General features: G+C 71.8%; 10 protein-coding genes. 3 read left to right on the forward strand and 7 right to left on the reverse strand.

The window, feature by feature from the left end:
• The first annotated feature begins 121 nt into the window (after positions 1-121).
• On the forward strand, positions 122-1,804 hold the full coding sequence (locus tag ACIBBD_RS00295; protein ID WP_399416987.1) for an alkaline phosphatase D family protein: 1,683 nt from the start codon (positions 122-124) through the stop codon (positions 1,802-1,804).
• A 53-nt stretch (positions 1,805-1,857) separates the two neighbouring features.
• On the opposite strand, the gene ACIBBD_RS00300 is transcribed toward ACIBBD_RS00295, so the two are convergent.
• Positions 1,858-2,427 (reverse strand): dienelactone hydrolase family protein, encoded by a 570-nt coding sequence (locus ACIBBD_RS00300; protein WP_399416988.1) that lies wholly within the window; start codon positions 2,425-2,427, stop codon positions 1,858-1,860.
• A gap of 122 nt (positions 2,428-2,549) precedes the next feature.
• Between ACIBBD_RS00300 and ACIBBD_RS00305 the strand changes: the two genes are divergently transcribed.
• Entirely contained in the window at positions 2,550-3,668 is a 1,119-nt protein-coding gene (locus tag ACIBBD_RS00305; protein WP_399416989.1) for a mechanosensitive ion channel family protein, read from the forward strand.
• Positions 3,669-3,709: 41 nt separating this feature from the next.
• On the opposite strand, the gene ACIBBD_RS00310 is transcribed toward ACIBBD_RS00305, so the two are convergent.
• From ACIBBD_RS00310 to ACIBBD_RS00335, 6 genes are all read right to left on the reverse strand, one after another.
• Positions 3,710-4,450: an SDR family NAD(P)-dependent oxidoreductase gene (locus ACIBBD_RS00310; protein ID WP_399416990.1), complete on the reverse strand. Its 741-nt coding sequence runs from the start codon at positions 4,448-4,450 to the stop codon at positions 3,710-3,712.
• Between the two features lie 143 nt (positions 4,451-4,593).
• Positions 4,594-6,180, reverse strand: coding sequence for a Na+/H+ antiporter (locus tag ACIBBD_RS00315; protein ID WP_399416991.1), 1,587 nt, complete (start codon positions 6,178-6,180; stop codon positions 4,594-4,596).
• A gap of 154 nt (positions 6,181-6,334) precedes the next feature.
• Positions 6,335-6,817: a GNAT family N-acetyltransferase gene (locus tag ACIBBD_RS00320; protein ID WP_399416992.1), complete on the reverse strand. Its 483-nt coding sequence runs from the start codon at positions 6,815-6,817 to the stop codon at positions 6,335-6,337.
• On the reverse strand, positions 6,814-7,758 hold the full coding sequence (locus ACIBBD_RS00325) for an RluA family pseudouridine synthase (protein WP_399416993.1): 945 nt from the start codon (positions 7,756-7,758) through the stop codon (positions 6,814-6,816). The genes ACIBBD_RS00320 and ACIBBD_RS00325 overlap by 4 nt, the downstream gene beginning before the upstream one ends.
• Positions 7,759-7,837: 79 nt before the next feature.
• Complete coding sequence (gene lspA / locus ACIBBD_RS00330; protein ID WP_399416994.1) at positions 7,838-8,476, reverse strand: signal peptidase II; 639 nt, start codon at positions 8,474-8,476, stop codon at positions 7,838-7,840.
• A 67-nt stretch (positions 8,477-8,543) separates the two neighbouring features.
• A complete protein-coding gene (locus ACIBBD_RS00335; RefSeq protein WP_399416995.1) occupies positions 8,544-10,046 on the reverse strand; it encodes a TraR/DksA C4-type zinc finger protein in 1,503 nt (500 codons plus the stop codon).
• A gap of 600 nt (positions 10,047-10,646) precedes the next feature.
• Between ACIBBD_RS00335 and ileS the strand changes: the two genes are divergently transcribed.
• Positions 10,647-13,778 (forward strand): isoleucine--tRNA ligase, encoded by a 3,132-nt coding sequence (gene ileS / locus ACIBBD_RS00340; RefSeq protein ID WP_399416996.1) that lies wholly within the window; start codon positions 10,647-10,649, stop codon positions 13,776-13,778.
• The last annotated feature ends 100 nt before the right edge of the window (positions 13,779-13,878 follow it).

The following is a 13,878-nucleotide window of genomic DNA, read 5'->3' on the forward strand; positions in this document are numbered from 1 at the left end:
GGGCCGCGTCCGGGACCGGTCCGGGCCGGTACCGAGCCGGATCCGACGCCGAGTCGAAGAGCGGGCGAACTTTTCCGGTTCGCCCGCTCTTTTGTCGTACTGGTCAGTAATCTGATCGCCCGTGACCAGTCGATACAGATCAACAGAGAGCACCGACGCGACGCCCGCCCGCGCCAACTCGCTTGCGCCGCGCCGCCGTACGGTCGTCAAGGCCGCCGCCGCCACCGCCGTGCTGGCCGGCCCGCTCGCCGCCGCGCTGCCCGCCCGGGCCGCCGAGGAGGCCCCGGCCTTCCTGCACGGTGTCGCCTCCGGAGACCCGCTGCCCGACGGGATCCTGCTGTGGACGCGGGTGACGCCCACCGCCGAGGCGATACCCGGCTCCGGGCTGGGCCCGGACACCGAGGTCGAATGGGTCGTCGCCGAGGACAAGGCGCTGACCGCCATCGTGGCCAAGGGCTCCGTCACCGCCACCGCCGCCTCCGACCACACCGTCAAGGCCGATGTGCGGGGCCTGAAGCCGGGCACCGACTACTGGTTCCGCTTCTCGGCCGGCGGCACCGACTCCCCGGTGGCGCGTACCCGCACCGCGCCGGCGGCGGACGCGTCGGTGGCCAACCTCCGCTTCGGTGTGGTCTCCTGCGCCAACTGGGAGGCCGGCTACTTCTCCTCCTACCGCCATCTCGCCGCCCGCGGCGACCTCGACGCCTGGCTGCACCTGGGCGACTACATCTACGAGTACGGCACCGGCGAGTACGGCACGCGCGGCACCGTCGTACGGCAGCACGCGCCCACGCACGAGATCCTCACGCTCGCCGACTACCGCACCCGGCACGGCAGGTACAAGACGGACGCCGACCTCCAGGCACTGCACGCCAAGGCTCCCGTCATCGCGATCTGGGACGACCACGAGATCGCCAACGACGCCTGGTCGGGCGGCGCCGAGAACCACACCGAGGGCGCCGAGGGAGGCTGGGCGGCCCGTCAGGGGGCCGCGAAGCAGGTTTACTTCGAGTGGATGCCGGTCCGCCCGGCGCTCGCCGGCACCACCTACCGCCGTCTGCGCTTCGGCAAGCTCGCCGACCTCTCCCTGCTGGACCTGCGCTCCTTCCGCTCCCAGCAGGTCTCCCTCGGCGACGGCGACGTCGACGACCCGGACCGCACCCTCACCGGCCGTGCCCAACTCGACTGGCTGAAGGCCGGATTGAAGGCGTCCGACACCACCTGGCGGCTGGTCGGCAACTCGGTGATGGTCTCGCCGTTCGCCATCGGCTCGCTCTCGGCGGACCTGCTCAAGCCGCTGGCCAAGCTGCTCGGCCTGCCGCAGGAGGGCCTCGCCCTCAACACCGACCAGTGGGACGGCTACACCGACGACCGCCGCGAGCTGCTCGCCCACCTGCGCGCGAACGCCATCCGCAACACCGTGTTCCTGACCGGCGACATCCACATGGCGTGGGCCAACGACGTGCCGGTGGACGCCGGGACCTACCCCCTGTCGGCCTCGGCCGCCACGGAGTTCGTGGTCACCTCGGTCACCTCCGACAACCTCGACGACCTCGTGAAGGTCCCCGAGGGCACGGTCTCCGCGGTGGCCGCCCCGATCATCAGGGCGGCCAACCGCCACGTCCACTGGGTCGACACCGACCGGCACGGCTACGGCGTCCTGGACATCACCGCCGACCGGGCGCAGATGGACTACTACGTCGTCTCCGACCGCACGAAGGCCGACGCGACCTCGGCCTGGTGGCGCTCGTACCGCACGCGCAGCGGGACGCAGAAGGTGGAGCGGACGTACGACCCGGTGTAGCCGGCGCCGTGGACGATCACCTCGGCCGGAAGGCCCGTCCAGCGGTCCCGGGGTCAGAGGGTCTCGAGGAAGCCGAGCGCCACCCGCCAGGTGGCCTCGGCGGCCTCCTCGTCGTAGTCCGGCAGGTCGGGGTCGGTGTACAGGTGGCCGGCCCCGGCGTACCGATAGATCTCCACGTCGGCGCCCGCCCGGCCCATCTGCAGATACCAGGCGCTCAGCCAGTCGTCGGTCTCGAAGGGGTCCGGCTCGGCGACGTGCAGCTGCACCGGCAGCCCGTCCACCGACGCGTTCGGCGCGAGGTCGGAGGTGCCGTGCAGGAGCAGCAGGCCACGGGCCTTGTCGTCGCCCAGGGCGAGGGTCTGCGCGATGGACGCGCCGAGCGAGAATCCCGCGTACACGAGACCTCTCTCCGAGTAGGGGGCGGCGGCCAGCACGGCTCTCCTCAGCAGTTCGTCCTTGCCGATCTCCTCGTTGTGCGCCATGCCGTCCTCGACCGTGTCGAACGTGCGCCCCTCGAAGAGGTCCGGCGTCCACACCTCGTGCCCGGCGGCGCGCAGCCGGTCGGCCGCCGCGCGCACCGCGGGGCGCAGTCCATAGGTCGAATGGAAGAGCATGATGTTCATGGGGCCATGGTGCCAGCCGGCGCCGACATCGCCCCACGAGGCGACTCCCACACCACCGCACGTGGGCCGCTTCACAAAAGGCACATGTTCATGACCCCGCCAGGCCGGTTACGTTCGAAGGCATGGAGAACCTACTCCGCCCACTGATCGTGGTCGGCGGTTCGGTCGTACTGACGTTGTTCATCGGCTGGGCCACCGACCGTCTTCTGTGCAAGGCCGACCGAAGTCACCCCGAGACGCCCCTGTGGGGGCTGCTGCGCCGTGGACGTATCCCGTACCAGCTCGTGCTGTGCGCGGCGATGCTGAGAGGGTCGTACGACGAGGCGGAGCTGCTGCAGGACCACAAGGTCGCCATCGGCCGGACGCTCACGCTGGTGCTGATCGGGGCCGCCGCCTGGCTGGCGATCCGGATGGCCGCCGCGGTGGTGGAGACCTCGTACAGCCGGTACGCGCGCGTCCACCGCGACGCGGCCCGGGTGCGGCGGGTGCGCACCCAGGTGTCGCTGATCATGCGCGTGGTCTCGGCGGTCGTCGGCGTGGTGGCGGTGGCGGCGATGCTGCTGACGTTCCCGACGTTCCGCGCGGCCGGCGCCTCGCTGCTGGCCTCGGCCGGGATCCTCGGGATCGTCGCCGGTGTCGCCGCGCAGTCCACGCTCAGCAACATGTTCGCCGGGTTCCAGATCGCCTTCGGCGACATGGTGCGCATCGGCGACACCGTGGTGGTGGACGGCGAGTGGGGCACGGTCGAGGAGATCACGCTGACCTTCCTCACCGTGCGGACCTGGGACGAGCGCCGGATCACGATGCCCGTCTCGTACTTCACCTCCAAGCCGTTCGAGAACTGGTCGCGCGGCACACCGCAGATGACCGGCATCGTCTACTGGCACGTCGACCACTCGGCGCCCGTGGAGGCGATGCGCGAGAAGCTCCGCGACATCCTGCGCGAGTGCCCGGCCTGGGACGGCCGCGCCTACGGCCTCGACGTCACGGACACCACCCCGAACACCGTGCAGGTCAGGGCCCTGGTGACCGCCAAGGACGCCGACGACATCTGGACGGTGCGGGTCACGGTCCGCGAGCAGATGATCCGCTGGCTGACCGAGGAGCACCCGTACGCGCTGCCCCGCGTCAACACCGCGGACGCGCTGGTGCCGCCGGGACGTCCGGACGGCTTCCCGTTCCCCGACGGCATGCCCCCGCGCCAGCGCCGCGTCCATGAGACGCCGCGCGCGGACCGCTGACCGTCAGCGGTCCACCAGCCGCCGAGCGCGGACACCGACCGTCAGCGTCCGCGCTCGGCGCCTCCGTTGACCTGAAGGATCTGTGAGGTGATGTGCCCGGCGCCCGGGGACGCCAGCCAGTGCAAGGTGGCGGCGACGTCCCCGGGCGTTGCGGCACGCCCGTTCGCCGTCTCCCCGACGAGCCGCTCGCGCCGCGCCTCGTCCATCGCGCCGCCGAAGAACGCGGTGTCCTCGACGTATCCGGGCGCGACGACGTTCACGGTGATGCCCTGCGGGCCCAACTCCCGCGCGAGGTCGTGCGCGTACGGATGCAGCGCGGCCTTGGCGCCGCCGTACGCCCCGCTCCCGGACCCCCGGTAGGCGGCGATCGAGCTGACGAACAGGACCCGCCCGCCCGGCCGCGCGAGCCGTCCCTTCAGCGCCTCGGTGAGCAGGGCCGCGGTGAGGGTGTTGATCCGGAAGTTCACGGTCCAGCTGTGCGCGACCCGGTCGAGGGGATCGTCACTGTCGGGATGCGGTTCCAGCTGTCCGGTCCCGCCGGCACCGTGGACGAGCACGTCCACCGTCCCGAAGACCTCTTCGACGAACAGTTCGACCTGCCGTACCTCGTCCGGCTCGCTGAGGTCGGCGGCATAGGTGAGCGCCCCTTCCACCCCGGACTTCTCCAACACCTCCCGCCGGCGCCCGAGCAACAGCACCCGGTCCCCGTCCGCGGCGAAGGCCTGCGCCGCGGCGAGCCCGATTCCGGTCCCTCCACCACTGATCACGACGTTGCGTCCCATGCGTCCGACCCTACGAAGCGGACGACGGACGGTCACCGGGATTTACGCACCCGCCACCAACAACTCACACACGGCGCGGACCACGCGCCACCCACGGGGAAGACGACCACGCGCCGGATGCCGCCCGGCGACCGCTCGCCACCTCACCGCAGGCTGCGCACGTCGAGATGCCGCAGTACCCGGTCCACGATCTCCGGATCGGCCCCCGGCTCACTGCGTGCCGCCACCACCTCGTGCCGCGCCGCGCTCAGCATCTCCCCCTGGATCCGCCGCACCCGCTTCAGCCTCCGCACCCGCTGTTCGTGCGCCTCCCGCCGCTCGTCCTCCCCCATGTCCGGACTGATCCGCAAGCCGATGTCGAAGGCCCGCCGCACCATCTGCTCGGACAGTTCCTCCGGCAGGTCCTCCTCGGCCTCGATCTCCCGCAGCCTCCGCTTCGCCGCCTTCGCGGCCCGCACGGCCAGCTCCCTCTCGAACGCCTTCTCCCGGCCCGTGTCCGCCTGCACCCCGAGCCGCTTCACCAGCCACGGCAGGGTCAGCCCCTGCAGCACCAGCGTCGCCATGATCACCCCGAACGCGATGAAGACGATCTCGTCCCGGTTCGGGAAGGCCGCCCCTTCGTCCGTCCGCAACGGGATCGCGAGCGCCAGCGCCACCGAGGCCACCCCCCGCATCCCGGACCACCACATGACGACGGTCTCCCGCCAGCTCATCGGGATGTCCTCGTCGTGATCCCGCCTGGCGTGCAGCCGCTGGGTGAGCCAGGTCGCCGGCAGCAGCCACAGCAAGCGGACCACGACGACCACCCCCACGATCGCCGCCGCCCACCCGAGCATCTCCCCCCACCGCCCGGACGCGGTCCGGATCGCGTTGTGCAGCTCCAGCCCGATCAACCCGAACGCGACCCCCGTGACCAGCGTGTCGACGATGTCCCAGAAGGTGTGCCCGGCGAGCCGCGTCATCACGTCGTCGGGATCGGTGCCGTACTCGGCGAGGAACAGCGCGGTGGTGAGCACGGCGAGCACCCCGGAGCCGTGGAACTCCTCCGCCATCACGTAGGAGGCGTACGGCACCAGCAGCGTCAGCCCGATCTGCAGGGTGGCGTCCCCGAGCAGATCCATCAGCTTGTTGGCGCCCCAGCCCAGCGCGAGCCCGACCGCCACCGCCACCACCGCGGACAGCACCAGATCCAGTCCCGCCCGCCACGGCGAGAAGGTCCCGCCGACGGCCGCGGCGATCGCCACGTGGTACAGCACGATGGCCGTGACGTCGTTGAACAGCCCCTCGCCCTCCAGGATGGACACCAGCCGGCGGGGCAGGCCGAGCTGTCCCGCCACGGCGGTGGCGGCCACGGGGTCGGGCGGCGCGACGAGGGCCCCGAGCGCGACGGCCGCGGCGATCGGCAGCCCGGGCACGATGGTGTGGGCGACCGCGGCCACACAGAGCGTGGTGACGAACACCAGCGCCACGGCGAGCAGGAAGATCGGCCGTTTGTTCGCCGTGAACTGCCGCCAGGAGGTCCGCCGGACCGCCGCGTACAGCAGGGGCGGCAGCACAAGCGGCAGGATCAGGTCGGGCGGGATGTCGACGTTGGGCACGAAGTCGAGGACCGCGAGCAGGATCCCGAGCAGCGTCATCAGGACCGGCGCGGGCAGCCCCCACCGGTCCCCGAGCGGGACGCTCACCACGGCCCCGAGCAACAGGACGAACAGCAGGGCCAACTGATCCACGGTCAGTGCTCCGGAGGTACGACGTCACAGGGCTGTCTTCCAGCCTGCCACGTCCCGTCCGCCACCAGCCGTTCGGCGCCCCCTGGCCCCGAGCCGGCGGTCATGAGCCCACAACCACAGGCCCCCGGCCACAAGCCCCCGGCCACAGGCCCGGCTACGAGAGCCCTGACAACGCCCGCCGCATCGCCCGGTGCGGAATCCCGGCGTCCGGGAACTCCGGCCCGTACGCCTCGTATCCCAGCCGCTCGTAGAACCCCAGCGCGTGCGTCTGCGCGTGCAGGTCCACGGCCGTGAGCCCCCGCGCGCGTGCGGCGTCCTCGACGGCCCGCACCAGCGCGGCCCCGACGCCGAGCCCGCGCGCCTCCTTCGAGACGGCGAGCCGACCCAGCGACCCGACCGACGGGTCCCCGTCCGTCTTCGCCGCGGCCGCCTCGCCGTACAGCAGCCGCCCGGTCCCGAGCGGTACGCCGTCCTCGCGGACCGCCAGCACATGCACCGCGCCCGCGTCGTAGGCGTCGTACTCGATGTCCTCGGGGACGCCCTGCTCGCCGACGAAGACCTCCTTGCGCACCGCGAAGCAGGCCTCGCGGTCGGCGGGGTCCTCGGCGACGCGCACCACGTACGCGGGTGTGCTCATCCGTAGGTCTCCTCGCGTACCTGGTCCAGCGCCTGCTGGAGATCGTCCGGGTAGTCGCAGGAGAACTCGACCCACTGGCCGTCCCCGGGGTGCTCGAAGCCCAGCCGCACCGCGTGCAGCCACTGGCGGGTCAGGCGCAGCCGCTTGGCGAGCGTCGGGTCGGCGCCGTAGGTCAGGTCGCCGACGCACGGATGGCGGTGGGCGGCCATGTGGACGCGGATCTGGTGCGTGCGGCCGGTCTCGAGCTTGACGTCCAGCAGGGAGGCCGCGCGGAACGCCTCGATCAGGTCGTAGTGCGTGACGGACGGCTTGCCGTCGGCGGTGACCGCCCACTTGTAGTCGTGCTGGGGGTGCCGGCCGATGGGCGCGTCGATGGTGCCGCTGGTCGGGTCGGGGTGTCCCTGGACGAGCGTGTGGTAGCGCTTGTCGACCGTGCGCTCCTTGAACTGGCGCTTGAGCGACGTGTACGCGTACTCCGACTTGGCCACGACCATCAGGCCGGAGGTGCCCACGTCGAGCCGGTGCACGATGCCCTGGCGCTCGGCGGCACCGGAGGTGGAGATCCGGTAGCCGGCGGCGGCGAGACCGCCGATGACGGTCGGGCCGGTCCAGCCGGGCGACGGGTGGGCGGCCACCCCGACCGGCTTGACGATGACGACCACGTCATCGTCGTCGTGCACGATCTCCATGCCCTCGACCGGCTCGGCCACCAGCTGCACCGGCGCGGGCGCCTGCGGCATCTCGACCTCGAGCCAGGCCCCACCGCGCACCCGCTCGGACTTCCCGACCACCGACCCGTCGACCGTGACCTTCCCCGACGCTGCGAGTTCGGCCGCCTTGGTACGGGAGAAGCCGAACATGCGGGAGATGGCGGCGTCGACGCGCTCGCCCTCCAGGCCGTCGGGCACGGGCAGGGTACGGATCTCGGGAATCGTGCTCACCCGTCGAGTATGCCGGACGGGTCCGGCAGCCCCGTACGGGCCTGTGGACAACCCCGCGCGGGGCTCGGCCCCCGTCGGCTCAGTCCTTGTGGACGGTGCCGTCCGGGTCGAGGCCCCGGAACGACAGCAGCACGATCAGGATGCCGCCGCACACGATGGCCGAGTCGGCGAGGTTGAAGACCGCGAAGTGCTTCGGCGCGATGAAGTCCACGACCGCGCCCTCGAAGACACCCGGCGAGCGGAAGATCCGGTCGGTGAGGTTGCCGAGCGCACCCCCCAGCAGCAGGCCGAGCGCGATCGCCCAGGGCAGGCTGTAGAGCTTGCGGGCGAGCCGGGCGATCACCACGATCACCGCCGCCGCGATCACCGTGAAGATCACGGTGAAGGCCTCGCCGAAGCCGAAGGCCGCACCCGCGTTGCGGATCGCCTCGAACCGCAGCCAGTCCCCGATGATCTCGATCGGCTCCTGGTGCTCCAGCTTCTCGACCACGATCATCTTGCTGACCAGGTCGAGGGCGTACGCGATCACGGCGACCCAGAACAGCACGGCGATCCGGCGCCTGCCGCGCGGCCCGCCGGCCCCGTCCGCCGCCGGCGCGGCCGCGCCCGACGACTCGTCCGGCGCCGGCCTCCCGACCTGCTCGTCGGACGGCTCCGGCCCGGCTCCCGCCCCCTCCGGGGAGTCCGGCGTACCGATGATGCGCTCCGCCTCTGCCACGTGAGTCCCTCGACCTAGGTACCTGAATGGGGACGAGGGTACGGCACACCCTCCGACAGCCGGGTGATCAGTACCGCCGCTCCTGCTTCTGCTTGCACTCGACGCACAGCGTGGCCCTCGGGAAGGCCTGCATACGGGCTTTGCCGATGGGGTTGCCGCAGTTCTCGCACAGGCCGTAGGTGCCGGCGTCGAGCCGCTCCAGGGCGTGCTCGGTCTGGATCAGCATCTCGCGCGCGTTGGCGGCCAGCGCCAGTTCGTGCTCGCGCGTGATGTTCTTGGTGCCGGTGTCCGCCTGGTCGTCGCCGGCGCCGTCCCCGGAGTCCCGCATCAGCCCCGCGAGGGCCGCCTCGGAGGAGGCGAGCTCCGCGCGCAGCCGCTCCCGCTCGGACTGCAGCTCGGCGCGGGCCTCCTCGACCTCCGCGGGCGTCCAGGGCTCCTCACCGGGGCGCACCGCCAGCTCGCCCGGCTCCGCCGCGGCGAGCCGTGCCTTGGGTACGGCGGTCTGGGCCGCCATGGCCGTGCCAGGGGTCTTCTTCGCAACCACCGTCGTGGCTCCCGTCTGCTCCGCGGCCGAGGCCGCGCCCACCTTCTTGGCCGTGCTCTTCCTGGCGGTGCCCTTCTTCGCGGTGGCCTTCCCGGCCGCCGCCTTCCCGGCAGCACCGCCCTTGCCGCCGGCCCCCTCCGAGCCGGCGGCCACCGTTGTGACCGCCCCCTCCGCAGCGGCGTCCGTCCGGTCCGCCGCGCCGTCGGGAACCACGGCCGCCTCACCGGCCGCGCCCTGCGCGCCGGCGGCCACCTCGCCACCGGCACCCTCCGCCACCGCGGCCCTCTCCGAGGCCGTGGCCTTCTTCGCCGCCGGCTTCTTCCCGGCGGCCGTCTTCTTGGGGAGGGCCTCCTCAGGGACGGCCTTCTCAGGGACGGCCTTCTCAGGGACGGCGTTCGCCCCGACCGCCCCGGCCGGCAGCACTTCGTCCACCGGCGCGAGCGACTCGACCGACGCCTTCCCGGCCGACGCCCGGCCGGCCACCCCCTTCCCGGCCGCGGTCTTCTTCGCCGTCTCCTTCTTGACGGCCGTCTCCCGTGCGACCGTCCTCTTCCCGGGCGCCTTCTTCGTAGACGCCTTCTTCCCCGCAGCCGTCTTCCTGGCGCCGGTGCTCCCGGCAGCCGCCTTCCTGGCGACCGTCTCCCGGGGTGCCGTGCTCCCGGCAGCCGCCTTCTCGGCGACCGCCTTCCCGGAGGCCGTCTCCTTCGCGACCCCCCTCCCGTCCGCCGCCTCCATGGCGACCGCCTTCTTCCCCACCACCTCCTCGGCGACCACCTTCTTCCCCGCCGAGGCCCCACCAACCCCCGATCCGCGTGCCCTCTCGCCCGCAGCCGCCTTCTTCCCGCCGGCCGCCTGCTTCGCCCCCTTGGCGACGGCCTCCCCGACCGTCTGCACCGCCTTCACCGCCCGCGCGGCGCCCCCTGCCCGCGCGCTCTTCTTCCCCCCGACGCCCCTGGCCGCACCGCTGGAGGCACCCGTGGATCTGCCGGACGCCGACTGCTGTACGGCGGTCTTCTTCGCCACCATGGCCGCGGCCCCTTCACATATTGTGATCTTGCGCGCAAATCGTTCTGGGACGATAAATCGCCTCGAGTCCCGCGGCAACGGGGCACACCGCCCGATTGGCCACCTCGCGCACGTCACGCGGCAAGCCTGCAAGCGTTGTGCCCAGCTCCCCGCCGGGTAATCCGCCGAGCCGACCGCCCCGGGATCCGAACGCCCGTACCTGCCCATTCGGGTCATGTCGGACCCGCCCTCGCCCCCTGCGCGCCGGCGCAGGAAACCGGTCGGCCGCTGTCGTCGCGGCGCCGTACACTGGGCGGAGCGAAAAGCGTGGATGGGGACGAGTAGCGGCGTACGCAGCCCAGAGCGACCCGGGGACGGTGGGAGCCCGGGGGCGAGCGCGACGTGAAGATCACCCCGGAGCCGCCGGAAGAAAGCCGCAGCCGACAGGCGGCGGCCGGTAGAACCGGCATCGCGACCCCAATGAGGGGGCTCACCGGAGCGTACGGCGCACCGGAGGGCCAAGGAGGGTGGTACCGCGGGAGCGCGCCGCACACGGCGTACACAGGACTGAAGGCTCTCGTCCCTCCGACGGAAGGCAGCACGTCCGCCGGAGGAAGATCGATGACGCAGTACCGCCAGGTGCCCGCCCAGATCGACCTGCCCGCGCTCGAGCACGCGGTGCTCGACTTCTGGCGCGAGCAGAAGATCTTTGCCAAGAGTCTGGAGCAGTCCGAGGGCCGCCCCGAGTGGGTGTTCTACGAGGGCCCGCCCACCGCCAACGGCATGCCGGGCGCCCACCACATCGAGGCGCGCGTCTTCAAGGACGTCTTCCCCCGTTTCCGCACCATGCGCGGCTACCACGTGGCCCGCAAGGCCGGCTGGGACTGCCACGGCCTCCCGGTGGAGCTGGCGGTCGAGAAGGAGCTCGGCTTCAGCGGCAAGAAGGACATCGAGGCGTACGGCATCGCCGAGTTCAACGCCAGGTGCCGCGAGTCCGTGCTCCGCCACACCGACGCGTTCTCCGAGCTGACGACCCGCATGGGCTACTGGGTCGACCTCGAAGAGGCGTACGTCACGATGGACCCCGAGTACATCGAGTCGGTCTGGTGGTCGCTCAAGGAGATCTTCACCAAGGGTCTGCTGGTCCAGGACCACCGCGTCGCCCCCTGGTGCCCGCGCTGCGGCACCGGCCTGTCCGACCACGAGCTGGCGCAGGGCTACGAGACGGTCGTCGACCCGTCCGTGTACGTCCGTTTCCCGCTCACCTCCGGTCCGCTCGCCGGCCAGGCCGCGCTCCTGGTGTGGACGACGACCCCCTGGACCCTGGTCTCCAACACGGCCGTCGCCGCGCACCCCGAGGTCACCTACGTCGTCGCGACCGACGGCGAGGAGAAGCTCGTCGTCGCCGAGCCGCTCGTCGCCAAGGCGCTCGGCGAGGGCTGGGAGTCCACCGGCGAGACCTTCACCGGCGCCGAGATGGAGCGCTGGACGTATCAACGTCCGTTCGAGCTGGTGGAGTTCCCGGAGCCCGCCCACTACGTGGTCAACGCCGAGTACGTCACCACCGAGGACGGTACGGGTCTGGTCCACCAGTCCCCCGCCTTCGGTGAGGACGACCTCAAGGTCTGCCGCTCCTACGGCCTGCCCGTCGTGAACCCCGTCCGCCCCGACGGCACCTTCGAGGAGACCGTCCCCCTCGTCGGCGGCGTCTTCTTCAAGAAGGCGGACGAGAAGCTCACCGAGGACCTCCAGCAGCGCGGCCTCCTCTTCAAGCACATCCCGTACGAGCACAGCTACCCGCACTGCTGGCGCTGCCACACCGCGCTCCTCTACTACGCGCAGCCGTCCTGGTACATCCGCACCACGGCGATCAAGGACCGTCTCCTCCAGGAGAACGAGAAGACCAACTGGTTCCCGGACACGGTCAAGCACGGCCGGTACGGCGACTGGCTGAACAACAACATCGACTGGGCGCTGTCCCGCAACCGCTACTGGGGCACCCCGCTGCCGATCTGGCGCTGCGAGGACGACCACCTCACCTGCGTCGGCTCCCGCGCGGAGCTGACCGAGCTGACCGGCACCGACCAGTCGGAGCTGGACCCGCACCGCCCGTTCATCGACGACGTCACCTTCGCCTGCCCGCAGTGCCGGAAGACGGCCACGCGCGTGCCGGAGGTCATCGACGCCTGGTACGACTCGGGGTCGATGCCGTTCGCGCAGTGGGGCTACCCGTACAAGAACAAGGAGCTGTTCGAGAGCCGTTACCCGGCGCAGTTCATCTCCGAGGCCATCGACCAGACCCGCGGCTGGTTCTACACGCTGATGGCGGTCGGCACGCTGGTCTTCGACAAGTCGTCCTACGAGAACGTCGTCTGCCTCGGCCACATCCTCGCCGAGGACGGCCGCAAGATGTCCAAGCACCTGGGCAACATCCTGCAGCCGATCCCGCTCATGGACCAGCACGGCGCGGACGCGGTCCGCTGGTTCATGGCGGCCGGCGGCTCCCCGTGGGCGGCCCGCCGCGTCGGCCACGGCACCATCCAGGAGGTCGTCCGCAAGACGCTCCTCACGTACTGGAACACGGTCGCCTTCCAGGCCCTGTACGCCCGCACGTCGAACTGGGCGCCCTCCGAGGCCGACCCGGCCCCGGCGGACCGCCCGCTGCTGGACCGCTGGCTGCTGTCGGAACTCCACGCGCTCACCGACCAGGTGACCCAGTCCCTGGAGGCCTACGACACCCAGCGCGCCGGCAAGCTGCTCTCGGCGTTCGTCGACGACCTGTCCAACTGGTACGTCCGCCGCTCCCGCCGCCGCTTCTGGCAGGGCGACAAGGCGGCGCTGCGCACGCTGCACGAGGTCGTCGAGACGGTCACCAAGCTGATGGCGCCGCTCACCCCGTTCATCACCGAGCGGGTCTGGCAGGACCTGGTCGTTCCGGTCACCCCGGGCGCCCCGGAGTCGGTGCACCTGGCGTCCTGGCCGGAGGCGGACCTCTCGGCGATCGACCCGGAGCTGTCGAAGCAGATGGTCCTGGTCCGCCGCCTCGTCGAGCTGGGCCGCGCCACACGCGCGGAGTCGGGCGTGAAGACCCGCCAGCCGCTGCGGCGCGCGCTGATCGCCGCCACCGGGTTCGACGCCCTCTCCCCCGAGCTGCACACCCAGATCACGGAGGAGCTGAACGTCGAGTCGCTCGCGTCCCTGTCGGACGTCGGCGGCAGCCTGGTCGACACGACCGCCAAGGCCAACTTCCGCGCCCTGGGCAAGCGGTTCGGCAAGCGCGTCCAGGAGGTGGCGAAGGCCGTCGCGAACGCCGACGCGGCCGCGCTCTCCCTCGCCCTGCGCGAGGGCACGGCGTCGGTCGAGGTCGACGGCGAGACGATCACCCTCGCTCCGGACGAGGTGATCATCACGGAGACCCCGCGCGAGGGCTGGTCGGTCGCCTCCGACTCCGGCGCGACGGTCGCCCTCGACCTGGAGATCACGGAGGAGCTCCGCCGCGCGGGCCTGGCCCGGGACGCGATCCGGCTGATCCAGGAGGCCCGCAAGAACAGCGGCCTCGACGTCGCCGACCGCATCGCGCTCCGCTGGACCGCGACCGACCCGGCGACCGTCGCGGGCCTGACCGGGCACTCCGCCCTGATCGCCGACGAGGTCCTCGCCACGGACTTCGCCCAGGGCGAGGCGGACGACACGTACGGCAGCCCGTTCACGGACGAGGGCCTGACGCTGACGTTCCGCCTGCGCAAGGCGTAGCGCTCCGCGGCGGCTGCCCACCCCTGTACGGGGTGGGCAGCCGCCGCGTCGTTGGGGCCCCCGGCTTAGGGCCGGGCCGAAACGGTGCGCGCCGGGGCCC

The sequence above is a fragment of the Streptomyces sp. NPDC051315 genome (assembly GCF_044455165.1).
Classification (GTDB): Bacteria; Actinomycetota; Actinomycetes; order Streptomycetales; family Streptomycetaceae; genus Streptomyces.